This window comes from Micromonospora chaiyaphumensis (assembly GCF_900091435.1).
Taxonomy (GTDB): Bacteria; Actinomycetota; Actinomycetes; order Mycobacteriales; family Micromonosporaceae; genus Micromonospora; species Micromonospora chaiyaphumensis.
Genome location: NZ_FMCS01000001.1, coordinates 814,965 through 836,269 on the forward strand (window position 1 = coordinate 814,965; position 21,305 = coordinate 836,269).

Here is a 21,305-nt window from a genome sequence, read left to right on the forward strand (position 1 = left end):
CCCGCTCCACCGGTCAGGGGTGCATCTCGTACGTGCCGGAGAGGTCGACGACCCGCTGCCACACCCGGGCGGTGCGGTCGGCGTCGGTGACCGGGCGGCGCAGGTGGGCGAGCGCCCAGGCCGCCTGCGCCTCGGTGGTGGCCGCCTTGCCGTGCAGGTCGGTCGCGTACCCGGAGAAGTCCCGGACCAGCAGGTCGAAGATCTCGTCCAGCAGGTCGGCGTCGAGATTGGTCAGCTCGGCCTGCTCCAGGACGAGCTGGCCGTAGACGACCAGGGCGAAGAGCTGGCCGACGGTGAGCAGGAAGTCCAGGTCGCGCTGCTGGGCCTCGTCCGGGGCGTGCGCGGCGAGCAGGGCGACCAGCCCGTCGGCCTGCTCGCGGAACCGGGCCACGTTGGGCACGTGGGCGTGCGCGTCGTAGGCGGTGCGCCAGTCGTGGAAGCGGATCGCGCCGAGGCCGCGGGCCGGGCCCTGGGCGAAGAGGAACTCGTCGTCGGCCGGGTCCCGCCGGGTCGGCACGGGCGGGTGCGCGGCCGGCCGGAACAGGTAGTTCGGCATGAACTTGAGGATCAGCGCCAGGTTGACGTGCACCGTCCCCTCCAGCTTCGGCAGGCCGCGGATGTCCTTGGCGGCCTTGTCGAAGTAGGTGTCGGCCTCGAAGCCCTTGGCGGCGATCACATCCCAGAGCAGGTCGATGACCTTCTCGCCCTCGGTGGTGACCTTCATCTTGGTCATCGGGTTGAACAGCAGGTACCGCCGGTCGTCCGGGCCGGCCGAGCGGAAGTAGTCGACGGCCCGGTCGCTGAACAGCTTCATGGCCACGAGGCGGGCGTACGCGTCGGTCAGCTCGCGGCGCACGTGCGGGAAGTCGGTGACCCGCCGGCCGTAGAGGATCCGCTGGTGGGCGTGGGTGACCGCCTCGTACAGGGCGTGCTCGCAGATGCCGATGGACGCGGTGCACAGGTTGAACTTGCCGACGTTGACGGTGTTGAGCGCGGCGTCGAAGGCGGCCGGGCCGGTGTGCAGCACGTCCTCCGCGCGCACCGGGTAGTCCTCGAGGCGGAACTCGCTGACGTACATCTGCGCGTTGACCACGTTGCGGACCAGCCGGTACGCGGGGTGCCGGCTGTCGGCGGCGAAGAAGACGTACCCGTCGGGGCCCTCGACGTCGGTGCGGCGGCCGAAGACGGAGACCAGCCCGGCGACGTTGCCGTTGCCGATGTAGTACTTGCCCCCGGTGGCCCGGAAGCCGCCGTCGGCGTCGGGGGTGAGCAGCAGGTCGGTGGAGTAGATGTCGGCGCCGTGCGGCCGCTCCGAGAGGCCGAACGCCATGACGTGGCCCTCGTCGAGCAGCGCGGCGGCGCGGGCCCGGGCGGCGGCGTTGCCGCTCTGCCAGACCGGCCCGAGGCCGAGCACGGTGACCTGCCAGGTGTACCAGTAGCCGAGGCCGTAGAAGCCGAGGATCTCGCTGAGGGCGGCGTTGCGGGCGGTGTCCCAGCGCTTGTCCGGGTCGCCGCCGGCGTCGGCGGCCGGCGTGAGGAAGGTGGCGAAGAGCCCCTCCTTGGCGGCGAAGTCGAGGAAGTCGGCGTACCACTCGTGGTGGTTGTAGCTGTCCACCAGGGCCCGCTTGCCCCGGGACTCGAACCAGTCGATCGTGGCGCGCAGCAGCCGCCGGGAGGTCTCGTCGAGGTGGGCGGGGTCGTAGCGGTGCGGGTGGAACAGCAGCGGGTCGGTCACGGGGTCGCCTTCCTACCGGTGGTGGGGTCGAGGTCGCGCAGGGTGTCGAGGACGTCGTCGAGCCAGGCCACCACCATCCGCTCGTACGCGATGCCACCGCGCAGGACGACGTGCTGGAGGGCCGCGCGGGCGTCGCGGGACGCGGGGTCGGGGAAATCGCGGCGCTCGCCGGCCAGGTAGCCGGCGAGGGTGCTCTCGTGGTCGGCGCGGTAGCGCTCGACCTCGGCGACCAGGGCGGCGCGGCCGGCCGCGTCGTCGAACGCGGCACCGCGGATCTTGACGGCCAGCTCGTGCCGGACCGCCTCCGGCTGCACGGGCGCGCGCAACCAGGCGACCAGGGCGGAGCGCCCGGTGGGAGTGACCGACCAGACCTTCTTGTCCGGCAGCCCCTCCTGGCCGACCTCCTCGGCGGTGAGCCAGTCGTCGTGCTCCATGCGCTTGAGAACGCGGTAGATCTGCTGGTGGGTGGCGGTCCAGAAGCGGCCGATCGAGCGGTCGAAGCGCCGGGCCAGCTCGTAGCCGGAGGCGGGCTGCTCCAGGAGCGAGACGAGGATGGCGTGCTCCAGCGACATGCCGGCCATCTTGCTATGCAACGAGTTGCATAGCAAGCCCGACTTCGGTCAGCGGCGGCCCAACCGGGCGGCCAGCTCGGCACGCAGCCGCTCCACGCCCTCGCCGGTCAGCGCCGACACCGGCACCGCCTCTGGGCAGGCGCGGCAGAGCGCGTCCACCCACCCGGCCGGGGCCACGTCGATCTTGTTGAGCACCAGCAGCTCGGGCACGTCCCCGGCGCCGATCTCGTGCAGCACCCCGTGCACCGTGGTGATCTGCTCCAGGGCGTCCGGTGCGGCGGCGTCCACCACGTGCAGCACCAGGTCGCTGCCGCTCACCTCCTCCAGCGTGGAGCGGAACGCGTCGACCAGTTGGTGCGGCAGGTGCCGGACGAAACCGACCGTGTCGGTGACGGTGTAGGTGAGATCGCCGGTGGAGATCCGCCGTACCGTCGGGTCGAGGGTCGCGAAGAGCACGTCCTGGACCTCGGCATCGGCGCCGGTGAGGCGGTTGAGCAGGGCCGACTTGCCGGCGTTGGTGTAGCCGGTGACGGCGACCGAGGGCACCTGGTTGCGGGCCCGCCGGCCGCGGTTGCGCTCCCGCCGCCGGGCCAGCTCGCGGACGTTGCCCCGCAGCCGGGTGGCCCGCTGCCGCAGCCGGCGGCGCTGGGTCTCCAGCTTCATCTCACCGGGGCCGCGGACGCCCATGCCGGCGCCGCCGGCCATCCGGCCGCCACCCACCCGGGACAGCGCGCGGCCGTCGCCACGCAGCCGGGGCAGCTGGTACGCGATCTGCGCCAGCTCCACCTGCACCCGACCTTCGCTGGTGCGGGCATGCTCGGCGAAGATGTCCAGGATCAGCGCGGTCCGGTCGACCACCCGCACACCGGTGCGTTCCTCGAGGTTGCGCACCTGACCGGGGCTCAGCTCACCGTCGGCGATCACCACGTCGGCGTGCGCCCGCTCGGCCACCGCGGCCAACTCGTCCACCTTGCCGGAGCCCACGTACGTGGCCGGGTCGGGCCTGGTGCGGTTCTGCACCACCGCCTCAGCGACGGTCAGCCCGTCGGTGTCGGCCAGGCGGGTCAGCTCGGCCAGCGAGGTCTCGCTCCCCGGGCCGCTGCCGTCCCCGTCCTCGGGATGCACCGCGACCAGCACGGCCGTCGGCCGCCGCCCCGCCGTCGCGGCTCCCGCGCCCATCAACCACGATCCGGCCATCGCCCACCCCGCTCGTTCGGCTGGGTCTGATCTACCCGGGTCGCACCGGACCATGCGGTGCGGGGAGATGCTCGCGAAGCGCGGCGAACTGCCCCACGGTCGGGCGGCGGTCAGATGATGAGGTGGGTCCAGTAGGTGAGCCAGACGGCGAACAGCGCGCCCTGAAGCAGCGCCAGCCCGGCGGTGAGCCAGCCGTCGAGGCCGGGCCGGCGGGCCCAGCGGGCCAGCACGAACGCCACCGGGAACGCGGCCAGGAGGTAGCGCAGCAGGCTCTTGTAGACCGGCGGGCCCATCGACAGCGGCACCAGCACCACGATCACCGTGTAGGCCAGGTACGGCCAGTCGGCCCGCCGGCGCAGCCCGACGACCGCCACGAGCAGCATGGCCACGGCGATCCAGACCCGGAAGGCGTTGGCCGAGTTGTCGCCGACGAGCGCGGACCCGGCCACCCCGAGCGGGTTCTGCACCTTGATCCCCCAGCCCTTCTCCTGGGCGTGCTGGTAGGCGAACCAGTCACCGCCCTGCCAGCGACAGAACGCCATGAAGGTCAGCCAGCCGGCCGGGACCAGCAGCAGCGGCCAGCCCTGCCGGAGGTAGCGCCCGAGGCTGCGCGGGTCGAGGCGCCAGCCGTGCTGGCGCAGCAGCACCAGGGCCAGCGGGATCACCACCACGAAGCCGACCGAGCGGCTCATCGCCAGGAAGTAGCCGACGATCCCGACCAGCAGCCAGCGGCGCTGCTCGGCGTACCAGAACGCGGCCAGCGCGAGGCATATGAAGAGCGACTCGGTCAGGGCGGCCTGGAACAGGAACGCCGTGGGCAGGAGCAGCAGGTACCGCACGGCCCGCCGGCCGTCCGCGCCCGCCTCGCCCGGGTCGTCGGCGCCGAGCAGCCGGCCCCCCAACCGGTACGCGAGGTAGAGCTGGAACAGCAGCGCCACGTTGGCGACCACCAGCAGCGCCCAGGCGGTGTGCCCGCCGAGCAGCGGCGCGAGGGGCCGCGCCAGGAACGGGTAGAGCAGCGGGAAGCCGAAGTCGCGCCACGGCTGGTCCAGCGGCAGCCGGGCCAGGTGGTCGTAGAGGAACGAGTCCCAGGCGAACCAGAGCGAGACCCAGCGGTGCGACGAGACCTGGTCCTGCTGGGTCCGCATCATCGCCTCGTCGGCGGGCGGCGCGCCGGGCACCCCGTCCCAGGCGGTCAGCACCAGTACGCCGACCAGGCTGAGCACGACCTTCGAGCCGACGAAGACGGCGAGCACGAAGCCCCAGGGCGGGGGGATCCGGGCGGCCAGCCGCCGGCCCGCCGAGGCCAGCCGGGCGCGCGCGTCCGGCCGCAGGTCGGGGCCGGGTACGTCCGTCGTCCCGGCCCGCCGCTCGTCCGCCATCCCGCTCCCACCGGCCGCCCCGCGACCGACCCCCGGACCGGGAAACCGTCCCCGCATTCCCACCGCGTGCCGATTCACACCCGCCCGCCCCCGATCGGGTGACCGGGGGGTGGCGGATTGCCGCCGCAGGTGAGTCGGCGCGCAGGACGGGTAAGGGCGCTGCCGCATCGGCAGGCTGCAGCGGGGGGCGCGGACGGCATGGGTGACGGCAACGGGACCGTGGTCATCGGGGCGGGGCCCGCGGGGCTGACCGCCGCGTACGAACTGCTCGGGCACGGCGAGGAGGTCCGCGTCTACGAGGCCGACGACGTGGTCGGCGGGATCAGCCGCACCGTGGAGCGGGACGGCTGGCGGTTCGACATCGGCGGTCACCGGTTCTTCACGAAGGTCTCCCGCGTGGAGGACTTCTGGCACGAGATCCTGCCCGACGAGGACTTCCTGCTCCGGCCCCGGATGAGCCGCATCTACTACCGGGGCGCGCTCTACGACTACCCGCTCAACGCGGGCAACGCCCTGCGCAACCTCGGCCTGCTGGAGGCGCTACGCTGCGTCGGCTCGTACGGGCGGGCCCGGCTGCGCCCGCCGAAGGACCAGTCGCACTTCGAGGGGTGGGTGTCGGCCCGGTTCGGCTGGCGGCTCTACTCGAAGTTCTTCAAGACCTACACCGAGAAGGTCTGGGGCATGCCGGCCGACCAGTTGCAGGCCGACTGGGCCGCCCAGCGGATCAAGAACCTGTCGCTGTCCACCGCGGTGCTCAACGCGCTGCTGCCCAGGCGCAACCGCAAGGACGTGACCAGCCTGATCGAGGAGTTCCAGTACCCGAAGCACGGCCCCGGGATGATGTGGGAGCGCTGCACCGAGGAGGTGGAGAAGCGCGGCGGCACGGTGCGCACCAACACCTGGGTGACCGAGGTGCACCGGGACCCGGTGGGGCGGCGGGCCACCGCCGTCACGGTGATCGACGCCGGCGGCGAGCGCACCGAGCCGGCCGACCACGTGATCTCGTCGATGCCGATCTCCGCGCTGGTGCGGGCCATGCGCCCCGAGGCTCCCGCGCCGGTGCGGGCCGCCGCCGACGACCTGCGGTACCGGGACTTCCTGACCGTGGCGCTGGTGGTGCCCGAGGAGTTCTCCTTCCCGGACAACTGGATCTACGTGCACGACCCGGCCGCCAAGGTGGGCCGGATCCAGAACTTCGGCTCCTGGTCGCCGTACCTCGTCAAGGACGGGCGGACCTGCCTGGGGCTGGAGTACTTCGTGTTCGAGGACGACGAGATGTGGCGGACCCCGGACGCGGAGCTGGTCGCCTTCGCCACCGCCGAGCTGGAGCGGCTGGGCCTGGTCCGGCCCGGCTGTGTGGAGGCCGGCTACGTGGTCCGGATGCCGAAGGCGTACCCGGTCTACGACGAGCGCTACCAGCGCAACGTCGACACGATCCGGGACTGGCTGGCCCGGGAGGTGCCGAACGTGCACCCGGTGGGCCGCAACGGGATGCACCGCTACAACAACGCCGACCACTCGATGCTCACCGCGATGCTGGCCGCCGAGAACATCGCGCACGGCGCCGGCCACGACGTCTGGACGGTCAACGTCGAGCAGGACTACCACGAGCAGCGGACGCCGTCGCGGCACGGCACCGGCCGGGACGCCCCGGTCGTGCCCGCCCGCCGGTAAGGCCCCGGCGTGAGGGTGGTCATAACGGCTGGACGGCCCCGGCCGGCCTCCTGCTAGCCTTCTCGGCAGGTCATGAGCGCCAGCGCCAAGCCCCGGCTCGCTGGCCGGCAACCCTCCTCCGCGGTGGGGTGCCCCGGGTGAGGACCAGGCACCGGCAGCCGCCGGTGCAAGCGTGGCCTGGTACCCAGGTCATCACCGACCAGAGGGAACCATGTCTGCTCAGCTCCGCACCCCGCCCGCCGACGGCATCGCCTACCCGGCGCGTTTCGCGCTGGTCAAGCGGCGGCACGTCGACCTGATGCGGGTGTGCAGCGACGCCTGTCGCCGCGCCGACGCGCGCTGAGCGCCACTCCCCCCTTTTCCGCACCATCCCCTCCGGCTCGCCCGCCCCGGGCGCGCCGTCGGCGGCGTGCGCCCACGCCGCCCCGGACCCTGGAGACACCTGTGCGATTCCGTTCCGCCCTGACCCGCGCCGCCGCGCTCGGCGCCGCCGCCGTGCTCGCCGCCACCGCCCTCACCGCCTGCGGCGACGACGGCGGCGCCACCAGCGAGGCCGCCAACCCGTACGGCCTGCTCCAGGCCGGCGTGCTGCGGGCCGGCACGCTCACCGACGCCCCGCCGAACGTCTACCTGAAGGACGGCAAGTTCACCGGCTTCGACAACGACCTGCTCACCGCGGTCGCCGCCAAGGCCGGCCTGAAGGTGGAGTTCGTGGGCACCGACTTCTCCGCCCTGCTCGCCCAGGTCAACAACCACAAGTTCGACGTGGGCAGCTCCTCCATCACGATCACCGAGGCCCGGAAGAAGACCGTGGACTTCGGCAACGGCTACGACTTCGGCTACTTCGGCCTCGACGTGCCGGCCGGTTCCTCGATCAGCGGCTTCGACCAGCTCACCGGCAAGCGGGTGGTGGTCGTGCAGGGCACCGTGCAGGACGACTACGCCACCCGGGAGAACCTGAACCCGGTCCGGGTGCCGGACTACAACGGCGCGATCAACCAGCTCAAGGCCGGCACCGCCGACGCGTGGATCGCCCCGGCCGAGATCGGCGACACGTCGGCCGCGGACAGCGGCGGCAAGATCAAGGTGGCGGCGAAGCAGCTCAGCCCGGCTCCGACCGCGTACGCGGTGGCCAAGGGCAACGACAAGCTGCGCGAGGCGCTGAACAAGGCCCTCGACGAGGTGATCGCGGACGGCACGTGGAGCAGGCTCCAGGCGCAGTACTACCCGGGCCGGCCGATCCCGGCCGACTTCAAGCCGGGCAGCGGCACCGTCGCCGTGCCGTCGCCGTCGGCGGCTTCCTGACCCGGAACGACTGACAGCCGGAACGACTGACACGCCGGAACAACGGAGACGAGCGGGGCGGACGGAGACATGGATCCACTGAGCACCCTGTGGGAGACCTTCTTCGACTGGGACGCCATGCGCGAGGCGCTGCCCGAGATGGTGACCGTCGGGCTGCCCAACACGCTGATCCTGGCGGTCTCCGCCGCCCTGCTCGGCTCGGTGCTGGGCATGCTGCTGGCCGTCGCGGGCATCTCGCGTACCCGCTGGTTGCGGTGGCCGGCGCGGGTCTACACCGACGTGTTCCGCGGCCTGCCGGCGGCGGCGACCATCCTGCTCATCGGCGTCGGCCTGGCGCCGCTGGGCATGCAGGTGTGGGGCCCGAACCCCTACCCGCTGGGCGTGCTGGCGCTGTCGCTGATCGCCGCCGCCTACATCGGCGAGATCTTCCGGGCCGGCATCCAGAGCGTGGAGGCCGCCCAGCTGGAGGGGGCCCGCGCGCTCGGCTTCTCCTGGGGCGAGGCCATGCGCCTGGTGATCGTCCCGCAGGGCGTACGCCGGGTGCTGCCGGCCTGGGTCAACCAGCTCATCGCGCTGATCAAGGACTCCAGCCTGGTCTACTTCCTCGGCCTGGTGGCCAGCCAGCGGGAGCTGTTCCGGATCGGCCAGGACTACGCGGCCACCACCGGCAACGAGTCCGCGCTGCTGCTGGCCGGCCTGTTCTATCTGCTGCTGACCGTGCCGCTGACCCACGCGGTCAACTGGATCGACCGCCGGCTGCGGCAGGGCCGGGCGGTGGCCGCCCCCGACCTCGACGTCGAGCTCGACCCCGCCGGTGCGCCGGCGCCGACCGGAAAGGACCCGCGATGAGCACCGCCACCGCCACCGCCACCTCGGTCAGCCTGGCCGTCCGTGACGTGCACCTGGCGTTCGGGCAGCACCAGGTGCTGCGCGGCGCCGACCTCGAGGTGGCCCGGGGCGGCACGGCCTGCGTGATCGGCCCGTCCGGCTCCGGCAAGTCGACCCTGCTGCGCACGATCAACCGGCTCATCGAACCGGACCGGGGTGACGTGCTGCTGGACGGGCGCAGCGTGCTGGGCGACGACCCGGACGCGTTGCGCCAGCGCATCGGCATGGTGTTCCAGCAGTTCAACCTGTTTCCGCACATGACCGTGCTGCGCAACCTCACGCTCGCCCTGCGCAAGCTCAAGAAGCTTCCCGAGGACGAGGCCGTGCAGGTCGCCCGGACCCAGCTCGACCTGGTCGGCCTGGCCCACAAGGCCGACGTCCGGCCGGCGCAGCTCTCCGGCGGGCAGCAGCAGCGGGTGGCCATCGCCCGGGCCCTCGCGCTGCGGCCGCAGGTGATGCTCTTCGACGAGGCCACCTCGGCGCTCGACCCGGAGCTGGTCAAGGGTGTGCTCGGGGTGATGGCCGACCTCTCGGCCGCCGGCATGACCATGGTGGTGGTCACCCACGAGATGGGCTTCGCCCGCGAGGTGGCCGACACGGTGGCGTTCATGGACGCCGGTGTCGTGCTGGAGGCCGGCCCGCCGGCCGCCGTCTTCGAGGCCGCGGAGCACCCGCGGCTGCGCCGCTTCCTGTCCCAGGTGCTCTGACCGGGGCGCCGTCAGCCGGGGCAGCGGTCGGAGAGGGCGTAGCGGGTGAGCACCACGTCGCCGATCTGGCGGACCTCGACGACCCGGGCCCGGCGGCCCGGGTGCCACGGGAAGCGGCCGTCCTCGACGAACCGGGGCGCCCGGCGGTCGCCCACGAAGAACGGCGCGACCACCAGGTGCAGCTCGTCGGCGACACCGGCGGTGAGGAACTGGCAGTGCACGCTGCCACCGCCCTCCACCATGAGCCGGGCGACGCCCCGCCCGGCCAGGTCGGCCAGGACCGCCTCGGGGGTGACCGGGTCGCCCGCGTCGACCACGGTGGCCACCGCGCCGACCTGCTCCCGGGTCTTGTCCGCCACGCCGCTCGGGCAGTAGACCAGCTTCGCCCCGTCGCCCATGGTGAAGAACCGGGCGGTCGGGTCGAGGTCGCCGCTGGCCGTGACGGTGACCTTCACGGGGCACGGCGGCAGGCCGCGGGCCACCCGCTCGGCCCGCCGCCGCTCGCTGCGCACCAGCAGCCGCGGGTCGTCGCGGCGGACCGTGGCCGCACCCACCATGATCGCGTCACAGCCGGCCCGGACCGCGTCGATCCGGTCCAGGTCGGCGTCGTTGGACAGCAGCAGCCGCTCGGCGGTGGCGTCGTCGATGTAGCCGTCGATCGACATCGCGCAGCTGAGCAGCACGTACGGCCGGCCGGTCACGGCACGAACGGCAGGTCGAGGGCATGGTCGGCGCGGGTCACCTTGGCCGCCAGGTAGCCCGCGTTCGCCGGGGACAGGTGCACGCCGGTGAGCACCCGGTCGACCACCGTGACGCCCAGCCGCTCGAGCTGGGCCGCCTTGTCCGGGTTGTTGCTGAGCAGGGCCACCCGGCTCACGCCCAGCGCGGCGAGCATCTGCGCGGCCACCGTGTAGTCGCGCTCGTCGGGGCCCCGGCCGAGCGCCACGTTGGCCTCGTAGGTGTCCAGGCCGCCGTCCTGCAGCGCGTAGGCGTCGAGCTTGGCGTAGAGGCCGATGCCCCGGCCCTCCTGGCGCAGGTAGAGCAGGTAGCCGCCGGCGTCGGCGATCCGCTCGACCGCCTCGCGCAGCTGGGGGCCGCAGTCGCAGCGCTGGCTGCCGAACACGTCCCCGGTCAGGCACTCGCTGTGCGGACGGACCAGCGGTGGCGACGTGGCCGGGTCGCGCGGCTCACCGAGCCCGATGGCGAGGTGCTCACGGCCGTCGACCAGCCCGTGGAAGGAGTGCACGCGGGCGTTGGTCACGTAGCCGTCCGGGAACCGCAGAGGGACTGTGACCTGGGTCCGGACCGTCGCGGTGGGCAGAGCTTCGTCCATGCTTCTCCTTCGTCCGCGGCTGCCGGGCGGGCCGGCAACGCACACCTCGCACCCTCACCGTAGGCGGGATCACCGACAGTCGCCGGGCTCCGGAGCCGGACGGCGGCGGACCAGCAGCACGACGGCGCCCGGCAGGCTGGCCACCAGGACCAGCGCCCCGTAGACGGTGCCCGTGGCGACGCCCTGCGCGGCGGTGAGGCCGGCCGCGGCGAACGCCCAGGCGGCGACCCCCTCGCGCGGCCCGAAGCCGCCCACGTTGGTGGGCAGTCCCATGGCGAGCAGGGCCAGCAGGGTCAGCGGCACCAGCCGGGACAGCGGCGCGTCGGCGCCCGCGGTGCGCGCCGCCACCACGAAGGTGGCCAGGTGACCGGCGACCACCACGGCCGAGGCCGTCACCACGCCCAGCCAGGTGCGCCGGGCGAGCAGTCCGGCCCGGACGTCGGCGACCGCGGTCCGCGCCGCGCGGGCCCAGCGGGACGCGCCGGAGCGGGGCACGGTGCGGGCGGCCAGCGCCAGCGCCAGCGCGACGGCCGCCAGCCCGGCGGCCACCGCCGGCAGGTAGGGCCGGACCGGGGACGGCAGCGCCGCCAGCACGGCCACCGCGATGACCAGCTGGACCACCTGACCGGCCGTGCGCTCCCACACCACGGCGCGCACCCCCCGGGCCACGTCCCCGGCGTCCCGGCCGTGCCGCACCGCCCGGTGCACGTCGCCGAGCACCCCGCCGGGCAGCGTGGAGTTGAGGAAGACCGCCCGGTAGCAGTGCGCGACCGCGGCCCGCAGCGGCAGCCGTACGCCCAGCCCGGCCGCCACCAGCGACCAGCGCCAGGCGCAGCAGACGGTGGTGACGGCGCCGATGCCGAGCGCGGCGGCGAGCGCGGGCGCGTCGATCAGCCGCAGCCCGGTCAGGAACGGGCCGGTGCCCACCGACCAGACCAGTGCGGCGAGCACCGCGACGCCGGCGAGCGGGCGGGCCCAGGCCCAGAACGACCGGGCGGGCACGGGCGCGGCGGCCGGGACGGGCCCGGCGACGGCGGCGTGTGACAAGAGCGGTCCTCCCTCGGTCCACCTGTTGTCACGTGCCGCGGGCCGATCCGGTTCATCCGGCGAGCAGGTCGGCGTGGTGCAGCACCACCCGCAGCCGGCCGTCCGCCGCCTCGGCGAGCCTCCGCTCCCGGTACGTCCCGGCCACGCCGGCCAGCTCCGGCCGCTCCTCGACGGCCGCGTCGAGCCAGCCGACCAGCCACTCCGCGATCAGCGCGGCCTGTTCGGGGCCGAGGCGCCACGGGCTGGGCCGGACCCGCACCGGGACGCCCCGGCGGCGGAAGGCCGCCACGGTGGCGTCCACGGCGTCCGGGCCGAGCAGGGCGCGCCCGGCGGCCGTCCGCCGCTGGTGGGCGTTGAACGCGGCCTCGAACTCGGCGTCGAGCGGGTCGGCGGGGGTGAACCGGGCCCGGCCCAGCACGGTGATCGCGAACAGGGTGGGGTGGCCGGCGCAGGCCGCCACGATCCGCTCGATCTCCTCGGCGGTGAGCATGTCCAGCAGCGCCGAGGCGGTGACCAGGTGGGCGTCGGCCAGGTCCGCGGCGCCCAGCCGGGTGATGTCGGAGCCCCGGGTCAGCACGGTGACCGGGCTGCCGTCGGCGGCGACGACCGCCCCGGTTGCGGCCAGCGCCAGCAGGTCGGCATCGCGCTCGTGCAGCACCCAGCGCTGCGGGCCGGGCAGCCGTGGGGCGAGCCAGCGGACCATCGAGCCGGTGCCGCTGCCCAGGTCGTGCACGACCACCGGCCGGTCGGCGGGCAGCCGGCGGCGGGCCGCGTCGAGCAGTTCGGCCGAGCGGGCGGCCGCGTCGGCGGGTTCGCGCAGCCGCAGCCAGTCCGCGAAGTCGGGGGGAAGCAGCGAGGTGGTCATGCGGCCGTGGCCTCCTTGAGGGCTGCGGCCAGCCGGTCGGCGGTGACCGGCCAGCCCGTGAGGGTGTCCCGCCGCTGCCGGGCGGCGCGGCGCAGCCGGTCCCGCAGGTCCGGGTCGGTGAGCCAGCGGCGCAGCGCGCCGGCCAGCGCGGCCGGGTCCGCCGGGGGCACCAGCAGGCCGGGCCGGTCGCCGCCAGGGGCGCGCCCGAGCGTCGCGGGCAGGCCGCCGGTGTCGCTGGCCAGCACGGGCACGCCCCGGGCGAGCGCCTCGGTGACCACCATCCCGTAGGTCTCCCGGCGGGACGGCAGCACCAGCAGGTCCGCGGCGGCGTACACGCCGGCCAGGTCGTCGCCGGTCAGCGGGCCGGCCAGCCGCACCCGGCCGGCGAGGCCGCTGTCGGCGAGCCGGCGGCGCAGCACCGCCACGAAGTCCGGGTCGCGGGTGAGCGGGCCGACCCAGTCACAGGTCCAGGGCAGGCCGGCGAGCCGGGTGAGGGCGGCGGCGAGCACGTCCTGGCCCTTGAGCGGGGTGAGCGCCGCGACGCAGAGCAGCCGGTCGCCGGCCGGCGAGCCCGGCGCGACCGGCGCCGGGTCCGCCCCGGGCGCGGCGACCCGAACCCGGTCGGCGGGCAGCCGGTAGCGGTCGAGCAGCCGGCGGCGGGTCCAGTCGCTGGTGGTGACCACGGCCGTCGCCGCCTGGAGGGCGCGAGCCTCGACCTCGTCCTCCAGCGGCAGGTGCACGAGCACCACGAGGCGCAGCCGCCGGGCCTCCGGGGTCAGCACCTCCGGCACGGTCGACGCGACCAGCCCGTCGAGCAGCACGGCCGCGCCGTCGGGCAGCCCGGCCAGCACCCCGGCCAGCGCCGCCCGGTCGGCCGCCGCCGGGTGCGGCCAGCCGCCGGGCACCGGGTGCTCCCGCACCGACCAGCCCAGGGCGGCCAGCTCCCGGCACACCCGGCGGTCGTACCCGTTGCCGCCGCTCGGGCTCGCCGGGTCGTCGATGTCGCCCGGCAGCACCACGTGCACGACCGTCATCCGGTCACAGCGACCGCTCGTAGCTGGCCCACGCGACGTGCGACTCGTGCAGGGTGACGGTGATCCCGGCCAGGCCGCGTGCCCCCTCGCCGAGCCGCCCGTCGTGCACCGCCTCGGCCAGCCGGTCGGCCACCGTCCGGGCCAGCACCTCGGTGGTGGTGTTCACCCCGGCGAAGTCCGGCTCGTCGTCCAGGTTGCGGTAGGTGAGCGCGCCGAGCACGGCCTTGAGCTGCTCGGTGGCCAGGCCGATGTCGACCACGATCCCGTCGGCGTCCAGCTCCGGGCGGCGGAAGGTGGCGTCGACCACGAAGGTGGCGCCGTGCAGCCGCTGGGCCGGGCCGAACACCTCGCCGCGGAAGCTGTGGGCGACCATCATGTGGTCCCGGACGGTGACGCTGAACAAGAGATCACTCCTCGTCGTAGGTGATGAGGTGGCAGAGCGCGGGTAGCCGGCCCGTGGCGAGCCGGTCCAGCACGTCGGGCAGGTCGGCGAAGCGGGACCGGCCGGTGAGCAGGGCGTCGAACGCCGGGTCGGCGAGCAGGTCCAGGGCCACCGCCAGCCGGTCGGCGTAGCTGCGGTCGGCGCGCCGCGGCGACACGGTGCCGACCTGGCTGCTGCGGATGCCGAGCCGCTTCGAGTGGAAGGCACCGCCCAGGGCGAGGGTGACCGGGCGGTCGCCGTACCAGCTCAGCTCCAGCACCGTGCGGTCGGGCCGGAGCAGCTCCAGGGCGCGTTGCAGCCCCTCGGCGGTGGCGCTGGCGTGCACCACCAGGTCCCGGTCGCCGGCCGCGTCGGCGGGCAGCGCGAAGTCGACGCCGAGCGCCGCGGCCACCGACGCGCGGGCCGGGTCGGCGTCGACCAGCTCGACGCGCACCCCCGGGAAGCGGGCCAGCAGGGCGGCCACGCTGCAGCCGACCATGCCGCCGCCGACCACGGTGATCCGGTCGCCGACCAGCGGCGCGGCGTCCCACAGCGCGTTCACCGCGGTCTCCACGGTGCCGGCCAGCACCGCGCGGGACGCGGGCACCTCATCGGGTACGACCACCACGGCATCGGCCGGCACCACGTACGCGGTCTGGTGGGGGTGCAGGCAGAAGACGGTACGGCCGCGCAGCTCCGCCGGGCCCGCCTCGACAATGCCGACGCTCAGGTAGCCGTACTTCACCGGGGCCGGGAAGTCGCCCTCCTGGAACGGGGCGCGCATGGTGGCGTGCTGGTCGGCGGGGACCCGGCCGGTGAAGACCAGGGTCTCGGTGCCCCGGCTGACGCCGGAGTAGCGGGCACGGACCAGCACCTCGCCGGGGCCGGGCGAGTCGAGCGCGACCGTGCGGATTTCACCCTCGCCGGGGGCGCGGAGCCAGAAGGCGCGGGCCTCACCGGTCACGAATTCTCCTCTTTTCCGCATCCGGACCGAACCGGACGGCCGATTTTCCCGTGATGACTGGCAGGGTTGTCGATCATAGACACGGAGGCAGGGTGTCCACGGTTCGAAATGGCCCGTTGGTCGGGTTGATCGTGCAGTTCCTCCTGCTGGCCGGGCTCGCCGGCACGGTGGGCCTCGGCGTGGCGGGCTGGCTGGCCGGCCTCGCGTACGCCGGGGTGCTCTGCGGGCTCCTCCGGCGTGGCCTGCGGGCGGCCGGCGCGGACCGGCTCGGCCCGGCCGACCGGGTGACGCTGGCCCGGGCGCTGCTGGTCGGCGGGGTGCTCGCCCTGGTCGTCGACGGCGGCCCGGCGCCGGTGGCCGTGCTGGTCCCGCTGACCGCCGTGGCGCTGGCGCTCGACGCGGTGGACGGACAGGTGGCCCGGCGCACCGGCACGGTGAGCGCGCTGGGGGCGCGCTTCGACATGGAGGTCGACTCGTTCCTGCTCCTAGTGCTCAGCGTCCACCTGGCTCCCTCGGTCGGCGTCTGGGTGCTGGTCATCGGCGGGATGCGGTACGCCTTCGTTGCGGCGAGCTGGCCGCTGCCCTGGATGGGCGGGACGCTGCCGCCCCGGTTCTGGCGCAAGGTGGTCGCGGCGGCGCAGGGTGTGGTGCTCGCGGTCGCGGCGAGCGGGCTGCTGCCACCGGTGGCGACCGCGTCGCTGGTCGCCGGCGCGCTGGCCCTGCTGGTCGAGTCGTTCGGCCGTGACGTGGCCTGGCTGTGGCGGCACCGCCCGGCTGCCCCGGCGACCCGGCCCGTCCCGGCCGTCGAAGTGGTCCCGGCGGCCGCCGCCCCGCCCGCCGCGACCGCGCTCCCCGCGCTCGGCCTCCGGCCCGCCGCGACCGCCCCGCCCGCTCCTCCGGTGCCGGTGGCCGTCCGGATCGTCGCCCACCAGCCGGCCTGACCCCCTCCCCCTCGCCGAAGGACCCCTCGTGGCACTGCGTATCCGACTCCGCCGGCCGGCCGGTCCGGCCACCCCCGCCCCGGACACCGGGGCGTCCCCGCCGCCGGGCGACGCGTCCGGCGGGGGCACCGCCGCTCCGGCGCGGGCCGCCTCGCGTACCCGCCGGGTGGCCGGAGCGGTCCTCACCGGGCTGGCCGCGCTGCTGGTGGTGGCGGCGCTGGTAGCGCCGGACCGGCTGGCCGGGGCCGGGCCGGGAGCGGTGCTGCGGATTCCGGTGGAGGCCCTGGTCGCGGTGGCGCTGCTGCTCGTCCTGCCGGACCGGGCCCGCCGGCCGGCCGCCGTGGCGCTCGGTCTCGTGCTGGGCCTGCTGACCGTGGTCAAGCTGCTGGACGCCGGCTTCTTCGTGGCCCGGGACCGGCCGTTCGACGTGCTGCTCGACTGGGGGCTGTTCGACGACGGCTACGGCTACCTGACCGACTCGGTCGGCCGGGCGGGTGCCGTCGCCGCGGCGGTCGGGGCGGTGCTGCTGGTGGCGGGCCTGCCGGTGGTCGTGGCGCTCGCGGCGCGGCGGCTGGCCCGGCTCGTGGCGCGGCACCGCACCGGCGCGGCGCGGGTGGTCGCCGCGCTGGCCGTGCTCTGGCTGGGCTGCGCCCTGTTCGGGGTACGCCTCGCCGCCGGCGTGCCGGTCGCCGACCGGACGGCGACGACCCTCGTCGCGTCGCACGTCGGCCAGGTGCGGGCCGGCCTGCGCGACCGCGCGGCGTTCGCCGGGGAGATGACGGCCGACGCCTGGCGGGACGTGCCCGGCGACCGGCTGCTGACCGGGCTGCGCGGCAAGGACGTGCTGGTCACGTTCGTGGAGAGCTACGGCCGCGACGCCGTGGAGGACCCCGCGCTCGCGCCGGGCGTGACCGCGGTGCTCGACGACGGCTACCGCCGGCTGCGGACGGCCGGCTACGACGCCCGCAGCGGCTTCCTCACCTCGCCCACGTTCGGTGGCGGCAGTTGGCTGGCCCACGCCACCCTGCTCTCCGGGCTGTGGATCGACAACGACCAGCGGCACCGGGACCTGCTGGCCGGAAACCGGCTCACCCTGAACGGCGCGTTCCACCGGGCCGGGTGGCAGACCGTCGGCGTGTTCCCCGCCGCCACGCAACCGTGGCCGGAGGGGAGGTTCTTCGGCTACGACCGCTACTACGACGCCGAGAAGCTGGCCTACCGGGGCCCGAAGTTCAGCTACGCGCCGATGCCCGACCAGTACACGCTGGCCACCTTCCAGCGGCTGGAGCGGGACCGCCCGCACGCCCCGCTGATGGCGGAGATCCCGCTCGTGTCCAGCCACTCCCCCTGGTCGGCCATCCCGAAGCCGGTGCCCTGGGCTGCGGTCGGCGACGGCACCATCTTCCACACGGCGTCCACGAGCACCGGTGGCAGCCGGGACGTGGTGCAGCGGGACGCCGCCCAGATCCGCGCCGACTACGCCCACTCCATCGAGTACAGCCTCGGCACCCTGGTGTCGTACGTGCTGACCCACGGCGGGGACGACCTGGTGCTGGTCGTGCTCGGCGACCACCAGCCGACGGCCTCGGTCACCGGCGCGGGCGCGAGCCGGGACGTGCCCGTCACGATCGTGGCGAAGGACCCGGCCGTGCTGGACCGGGTCGCCGACTGGGGCTGGCAGGACGGGCTGCGGCCCGGCCCGCAGGCGCCGGTGTGGCGGATGGACACCTTCCGGGACCGCTTCCTCACCGCGTTCTCCCCCGCGCACTGACCGCGCCACCGCGCCCGCTCGGGATCAGGCCGCCCGGCGCCGGTCCCGGGCGCTCCGGCCGGGAGTCTCCCGGAACTCGGCGCGCCGCGCGCCGCCCCGGGCCAGCCGCATGGCCCGGCGGGCGTTGACCATCGGCTCGCAGGGCGCGTTCCGCCCGGCGCACAGCAGGCTGGGGCAGCGTCCCGTCGCGTCGGGCTGGTGCGCGACGGCCACGTCGTACGCGGCGCGCCACAGCAGCGGGTCGGTGACGTCGTCCGGCAGGACGGCATCCTGACTGGATCGGAACCGTGTCGGCTCAAGCACCCCGTTCCCCCTCTTCGTGATCGCTCCCCCTGTTCAGTGACCGGGCGGGCCGGGATCAAACCTCCCACCGGCCCGCGTGGACCGACCAGCGGCGTGCGTCACGCCGGGTACGCGCGGGTCTCCGCGGCCTTGACCGCCGCCCAGACCGGCTGGCCGGGGCGCAGTCCCAGCTGGGCGGCCGCGGCGGGGGTGACGTCGGCGGCCACGTCGACCGGGCCGGCGAGCTGGACCCGGAGGTTGTCGCCGTGCCGCTGCACGCCGGTCACGGTGGCCGGCCAGACGTTGCGGGGGCTGCCGTCCGGGCGGCCCCGGTGCAGCGCGACGGCGGCCGGCGGGAACGCGACGAACGCGTCCCCGTGCACGGTGTCGGCCGTGGTGAGGGTGAGGCCGCCGACCGTGACGGCGTGCCCGTCGGCGTGCCCGCGGTGCAGGTTGAGCCCGACCAGGCGGGCCACGTAGTCGGTGCGGGGGCGGGCCGTGACGGTCGCCGCGTCACCCTCCTGGACCACCCGTCCGTGCTCGACGATGACCAGCCGGTCGGCGAGCACCAGGGCGTCCAGGGGGTCGTGGGTGACCAGCAGGGTGGCGCCGGGGTGCGCGCCGAGGTGCCGCTGGAGTTCGGCGCGCGTGTCGAGCCGGGTCCGGGCGTCGAGCGCGGCGAGCGGCTCGTCGAGCAGCAGGAGGGTGGGCTCGACGGCGAGGGCGCGGGCGAGGGCGACCCGCTGGGCCTGGCCGCCGGAGAGCTGGCGCGGCTTGTGGCGGGCCTGCCCGGCCAGGCCGACCCGGTCCAGCCAGCCGTCGGCCCGGGCCCGCGCGGTCCGCCGGTCGGCGCCGCGCCGGCGGGGCCCGAACGCCACGTTGTCGCGCGCACTGAGGTGCGGGAAGAGCAGGTAGTCCTGGAACACCACGCCGACGGGGCGCCGCTCGGGCGGGGTCCACACCCGCCGGCCGGGGCGGTCGAGGTCGACGCCGCCGAGGGTGAGGTGCCCGGCGCTGAGCGGGTGCAGCCCGGCGAGGGCCCGCAGGGCGGTGGTCTTGCCGGCCCCGTTGGGGCCGAGCAGGGCCACCGTCTCCCCGGCGGCGATGCGCAGCCGCACGTCGAGGTGGAAGGCGCCCCGGTCGGCGACCAGGTGCGCGTCGAGCAGCGGTGCCGTCACGCCGTGCCGACCCAGCGGTCGCGCAGCCCGGCCAGGATGGCCACGGAGACGGTGAGCAGGATGAGGCTCAGCACGATGGCGGCCTGCACGTCGGTCTCCAGTGCCAGGTAGACGGCGAGCGGCATGGTCTGCGTCCGCCCCGGATAGTTGCCGGCGAAGGTGATGGTGGCGCCGAACTCGCCGAGCGCGCGGGCCCAGCAGAGCACCGCGCCGGCCGCCACCCCGGGGGCGACCAGCGGCAGGGTGACCCGGGTGAAGGTGGTCCAGCGCCCGGCGCCGAGCGTGGCCGCCGCCTCCTCGTAGCGCGGGTCGGCGCCGCGCAGCGCGCCCTCGACGGCGATGACGAGGAACGGCATGGCCACGAACGCCTCGGCCAGCACCACCCCGGCGGTCGTGAACGGCAGGCTCACTCCGAAGGTGGTGTCCAGCCAGGACCCGAGCAGCCCGCGCCGGCCGAAGACCAGCAGCAGCGCCACGCCGCCGACCACCGGCGGCAGGACCAGCGGCACGGTGACCAGCGCGCGGACCAGCCGCCGGCCGGGGAACTCGACCCGGGCCAGCAGCCAGGCCAGGGGTACGCCGAGCGCGACGCAGAGCAGCGTGGCGGCCGTGGCGGTCTCCAGGGACAGCCGCAGCGCGGTGAGCACGCCGGGCTGGGCCAGCCGCCGGGGCAGCGTGGTCCACGGTGCCCGGACCAGCAGCCCGGCCAGCGGCAGGACGAGGAAGAGCAGGCCGAGCCCGGCGGGGAGCAGCAGGGCCAGCGGCACCCGCTGCCGGCGGCGCGCGGGTCGGGTCACCGGTTCGGCGGGGCCTGGAACCCGGCGGCGGTGAGCACGGCCAGGCCGGCGTCGGAGCGGACGTGGTCGACGAACGCGCGGGCCCCGGCCGGGTTGCCGGCGTGCTTCAGGACCACGATCGGGTAGTCGTTGACCGCCCGGGCGGACTCGGGGAACTCGACGGCGTCCAGCTCGGCGGCGGCGCGCACGTCGGTGCGGTAGACCAGCGCCGCGTCGACCTCGCCCAGCTTCACCTTCGCGAGTGCGCCCTTGACGTCCTGCTCCAGGGTCGCCGGGGTGAGCCGCACGCCGGCGGCGGCGAGGGCGGTCCTCGCCGCCGTACCGCACGGCACCTGCTCGGCGCAGAGCGCCACCTTCACGCCGGGCCGGGCCAGGTCGGCCAGGCCCGCGACCCGGTCCGGGTTGCCCTTGGGTACGGCGATGACGAGCTGGTTGCGGACCAGGACGGCCGGTGTCCCGGCGGCGTCGCCCGCGTCGGTGACGGTCGTCATGGTGGCCGGCGAGGCGGCCGCGAACACGTCGGCCGGCGCGCCCTGGGTGATCTGGGTGGCGAGCGCTGAGCTGCCGGCGAAGTTGAGGACGACCTTGGTGCCGGGGTGGGCGGCCTCGTAGTCCTTGCCGAGCTTCGTGAAGGTCTCGGTGAGGGAGGCGGCGGCGAACACGGTCACCCTGCCGCCCGTGCCGGCGCTCGGCTCGTCGTCGGCGCCGCCGCACCCGGTCAGGGCCAGGCTCAGCGCGGCCACCCCGGCCAGGGCGGCGCGGATCCACCGTGCGGTCATGGGTTGGTCCTCCCCTTCGGCGCGGGCGCGCGCTCCACCACGACGGTGGTCGACTTGATGACGGCGACGGCCACGGAGCCGACCTGGAGGTCGAGGTCGTCGACCGCCTCGCGGCTCATCAGGGACACGATCCGGAACGGCCCGGCCTGGATGTCGACCTGGGCCATCACGGTGTCCTTCACGACGGCCGTCACGATGCCGCGCAGCCGGTTGCGGGCCGAGGAGAGTTCGGGGTGCCCCGGGGCGCGGACGAACGCGGCCAGGTCGGCGCCGTCGAGCACCCGGTGGCCGTGCTCGTCGCGGGTGGCCGGCAGGCGCCCGGCGTCGATCCAGCGGCGGACCGTGTCCGCGCTGACCCCGAGCAGTTCGGCGGCCTCGCCGATCCGGAACACCGTCACGCGGCCACCCTAGCGGTTCGCAGGTGCGGGTGTGA

Annotated in this window: 22 protein-coding genes, 1 pseudogene and 1 riboswitch; of the genes and pseudogenes, 7 read left to right on the top strand and 16 right to left on the bottom strand. The window is 75.1% G+C overall.

Annotated elements, in window-relative coordinates; translation table 11 throughout:
- Positions 1 to 13 precede the first annotated feature (13 nt).
- From GA0070214_RS03895 to GA0070214_RS03910, 4 genes are all read right to left on the bottom strand, one after another.
- Positions 14 to 1,735, bottom strand: coding sequence for an acyl-CoA dehydrogenase family protein (locus tag GA0070214_RS03895; RefSeq protein WP_091259036.1), 1,722 nt, complete (start codon positions 1,733 to 1,735; stop codon positions 14 to 16).
- Entirely contained in the window at positions 1,732 to 2,307 is a 576-nt protein-coding gene (locus GA0070214_RS03900; RefSeq protein ID WP_091259876.1) for a PadR family transcriptional regulator, read from the bottom strand. Before GA0070214_RS03900 ends, GA0070214_RS03895 begins: the two co-directional genes overlap by 4 nt.
- A gap of 48 nt (positions 2,308 to 2,355) precedes the next feature.
- On the bottom strand, positions 2,356 to 3,504 hold the full coding sequence (hflX, locus tag GA0070214_RS03905) for a GTPase HflX (protein WP_091259038.1): 1,149 nt from the start codon (positions 3,502 to 3,504) through the stop codon (positions 2,356 to 2,358).
- 110 nt (positions 3,505 to 3,614) lie between these two features.
- Positions 3,615 to 4,886, bottom strand: a complete 1,272-nt coding sequence (locus GA0070214_RS03910; RefSeq protein WP_244167535.1) for a hypothetical protein — start codon at positions 4,884 to 4,886, stop codon at positions 3,615 to 3,617.
- 198 nt (positions 4,887 to 5,084) lie between these two features.
- On the opposite strand from GA0070214_RS03910, the gene GA0070214_RS03915 reads away from it, so the two are divergent.
- From GA0070214_RS03915 to GA0070214_RS03930, 5 genes are all read left to right on the top strand, one after another.
- Complete coding sequence (locus tag GA0070214_RS03915; protein WP_091259041.1) at positions 5,085 to 6,560, top strand: NAD(P)/FAD-dependent oxidoreductase; 1,476 nt, start codon at positions 5,085 to 5,087, stop codon at positions 6,558 to 6,560.
- A 68-nt stretch (positions 6,561 to 6,628) separates the two neighbouring features.
- Positions 6,629 to 6,739: riboswitch (SAM riboswitch) on the top strand.
- Between the two features lie 32 nt (positions 6,740 to 6,771).
- Positions 6,772 to 6,903 (top strand): hypothetical protein, encoded by a 132-nt coding sequence (locus GA0070214_RS32730; RefSeq protein ID WP_255509826.1) that lies wholly within the window; start codon positions 6,772 to 6,774, stop codon positions 6,901 to 6,903.
- A 101-nt stretch (positions 6,904 to 7,004) separates the two neighbouring features.
- The gene (locus tag GA0070214_RS03920) at positions 7,005 to 7,865 is read left to right on the top strand and encodes an ABC transporter substrate-binding protein (RefSeq protein WP_091259043.1); all 861 of its coding nucleotides are present in this window, start codon (positions 7,005 to 7,007) and stop codon (positions 7,863 to 7,865) included.
- A gap of 69 nt (positions 7,866 to 7,934) precedes the next feature.
- A complete protein-coding gene (locus GA0070214_RS03925; protein ID WP_091259045.1) occupies positions 7,935 to 8,714 on the top strand; it encodes an amino acid ABC transporter permease in 780 nt (259 codons plus the stop codon).
- Positions 8,711 to 9,460, top strand: coding sequence for an amino acid ABC transporter ATP-binding protein (locus GA0070214_RS03930; RefSeq protein WP_091259048.1), 750 nt, complete (start codon positions 8,711 to 8,713; stop codon positions 9,458 to 9,460). The genes GA0070214_RS03925 and GA0070214_RS03930 overlap by 4 nt, the downstream gene beginning before the upstream one ends.
- A gap of 11 nt (positions 9,461 to 9,471) precedes the next feature.
- On the opposite strand, the gene GA0070214_RS03935 is transcribed toward GA0070214_RS03930, so the two are convergent.
- From GA0070214_RS03935 to GA0070214_RS03965, 7 genes are all read right to left on the bottom strand, one after another.
- Positions 9,472 to 10,161 (bottom strand): RibD family protein, encoded by a 690-nt coding sequence (locus tag GA0070214_RS03935; protein ID WP_091259050.1) that lies wholly within the window; start codon positions 10,159 to 10,161, stop codon positions 9,472 to 9,474.
- Positions 10,158 to 10,793 carry a GTP cyclohydrolase II gene (locus GA0070214_RS03940; protein ID WP_091259052.1) on the bottom strand — a complete coding sequence of 212 codons (636 nt, stop codon included), beginning with the start codon at positions 10,791 to 10,793 and terminating at the stop codon, positions 10,158 to 10,160. The genes GA0070214_RS03935 and GA0070214_RS03940 overlap by 4 nt, the downstream gene beginning before the upstream one ends.
- Positions 10,794 to 10,862: 69 nt before the next feature.
- Complete coding sequence (locus tag GA0070214_RS03945; RefSeq protein WP_244167566.1) at positions 10,863 to 11,795, bottom strand: lysylphosphatidylglycerol synthase domain-containing protein; 933 nt, start codon at positions 11,793 to 11,795, stop codon at positions 10,863 to 10,865.
- Positions 11,796 to 11,892: 97 nt separating this feature from the next.
- Complete coding sequence (locus tag GA0070214_RS03950) at positions 11,893 to 12,705, bottom strand: small ribosomal subunit Rsm22 family protein (protein WP_091259056.1); 813 nt, start codon at positions 12,703 to 12,705, stop codon at positions 11,893 to 11,895.
- Positions 12,702 to 13,739: a glycosyltransferase family 4 protein gene (locus tag GA0070214_RS03955; protein ID WP_091259058.1), complete on the bottom strand. Its 1,038-nt coding sequence runs from the start codon at positions 13,737 to 13,739 to the stop codon at positions 12,702 to 12,704. The genes GA0070214_RS03950 and GA0070214_RS03955 overlap by 4 nt, the downstream gene beginning before the upstream one ends.
- A 4-nt stretch (positions 13,740 to 13,743) precedes the next feature.
- Positions 13,744 to 14,142, bottom strand: a complete 399-nt coding sequence (locus tag GA0070214_RS03960; protein WP_091259060.1) for a 6-pyruvoyl trahydropterin synthase family protein — start codon at positions 14,140 to 14,142, stop codon at positions 13,744 to 13,746.
- Positions 14,143 to 14,146: 4 nt separating this feature from the next.
- Complete coding sequence (locus GA0070214_RS03965; protein WP_091259062.1) at positions 14,147 to 15,124, bottom strand: zinc-dependent alcohol dehydrogenase; 978 nt, start codon at positions 15,122 to 15,124, stop codon at positions 14,147 to 14,149.
- Positions 15,125 to 15,177: 53 nt separating this feature from the next.
- Between GA0070214_RS03965 and GA0070214_RS03970 the strand changes: the two are divergent.
- Together GA0070214_RS03970 and GA0070214_RS03975 are read left to right on the top strand one after the other, a co-directional pair.
- Positions 15,178 to 16,005, top strand: a pseudogene (locus tag GA0070214_RS03970) (CDP-alcohol phosphatidyltransferase family protein); the annotation flags it as partial.
- A gap of 88 nt (positions 16,006 to 16,093) precedes the next feature.
- The gene (locus tag GA0070214_RS03975; protein WP_208602628.1) at positions 16,094 to 17,836 is read left to right on the top strand and encodes an alkaline phosphatase family protein; all 1,743 of its coding nucleotides are present in this window, start codon (positions 16,094 to 16,096) and stop codon (positions 17,834 to 17,836) included.
- A gap of 24 nt (positions 17,837 to 17,860) precedes the next feature.
- On the opposite strand, the gene GA0070214_RS03980 is transcribed toward GA0070214_RS03975, so the two are convergent.
- From GA0070214_RS03980 to GA0070214_RS04000, 5 genes are all read right to left on the bottom strand, one after another.
- Complete coding sequence (locus GA0070214_RS03980) at positions 17,861 to 18,139, bottom strand: hypothetical protein (protein WP_091259065.1); 279 nt, start codon at positions 18,137 to 18,139, stop codon at positions 17,861 to 17,863.
- A 98-nt stretch (positions 18,140 to 18,237) separates the two neighbouring features.
- Positions 18,238 to 19,311 (bottom strand): ABC transporter ATP-binding protein, encoded by a 1,074-nt coding sequence (locus GA0070214_RS03985; RefSeq protein WP_091259879.1) that lies wholly within the window; start codon positions 19,309 to 19,311, stop codon positions 18,238 to 18,240.
- Positions 19,293 to 20,093, bottom strand: coding sequence for an ABC transporter permease (locus GA0070214_RS03990; RefSeq protein WP_091259067.1), 801 nt, complete (start codon positions 20,091 to 20,093; stop codon positions 19,293 to 19,295). Before GA0070214_RS03990 ends, GA0070214_RS03985 begins: the two co-directional genes overlap by 19 nt.
- The gene (modA, locus tag GA0070214_RS03995) at positions 20,090 to 20,857 is read right to left on the bottom strand and encodes a molybdate ABC transporter substrate-binding protein (RefSeq protein WP_208602658.1); all 768 of its coding nucleotides are present in this window, start codon (positions 20,855 to 20,857) and stop codon (positions 20,090 to 20,092) included. The genes GA0070214_RS03990 and modA overlap by 4 nt, the downstream gene beginning before the upstream one ends.
- 11 nt (positions 20,858 to 20,868) lie before the next feature.
- The gene (locus tag GA0070214_RS04000; protein WP_091259071.1) at positions 20,869 to 21,270 is read right to left on the bottom strand and encodes a TOBE domain-containing protein; all 402 of its coding nucleotides are present in this window, start codon (positions 21,268 to 21,270) and stop codon (positions 20,869 to 20,871) included.
- Between the last annotated feature and the right edge of the window lie 35 nt (positions 21,271 to 21,305).

Bases quoted from the DNA above. Each gene is read 5' to 3' on its own strand.
- GA0070214_RS03900 (WP_091259876.1), bottom strand. From the start codon at position 2,307: ATGTCGCTGGAGCACGCCATCCTCGTCTCGCTCCTGGAGCAGCCCGCC.
- hflX (WP_091259038.1), bottom strand. From the start codon at position 3,504: ATGGCCGGATCGTGGTTGATGGGCGCGGGAGCCGCGACGGCGGGGCGG.
- GA0070214_RS03910 (WP_244167535.1), bottom strand. From the start codon at position 4,886: ATGGCGGACGAGCGGCGGGCCGGGACGACGGACGTACCCGGCCCCGAC.
- GA0070214_RS03915 (WP_091259041.1), top strand. From the start codon at position 5,085: ATGGGTGACGGCAACGGGACCGTGGTCATCGGGGCGGGGCCCGCGGGG.
- GA0070214_RS32730 (WP_255509826.1), top strand. From the start codon at position 6,772: ATGTCTGCTCAGCTCCGCACCCCGCCCGCCGACGGCATCGCCTACCCG.
- GA0070214_RS03925 (WP_091259045.1), top strand. From the start codon at position 7,935: ATGGATCCACTGAGCACCCTGTGGGAGACCTTCTTCGACTGGGACGCC.
- GA0070214_RS03930 (WP_091259048.1), top strand. From the start codon at position 8,711: ATGAGCACCGCCACCGCCACCGCCACCTCGGTCAGCCTGGCCGTCCGT.
- GA0070214_RS03940 (WP_091259052.1), bottom strand. From the start codon at position 10,793: ATGGACGAAGCTCTGCCCACCGCGACGGTCCGGACCCAGGTCACAGTC.
- GA0070214_RS03950 (WP_091259056.1), bottom strand. From the start codon at position 12,705: ATGACCACCTCGCTGCTTCCCCCCGACTTCGCGGACTGGCTGCGGCTG.
- GA0070214_RS03955 (WP_091259058.1), bottom strand. From the start codon at position 13,739: ATGACGGTCGTGCACGTGGTGCTGCCGGGCGACATCGACGACCCGGCG.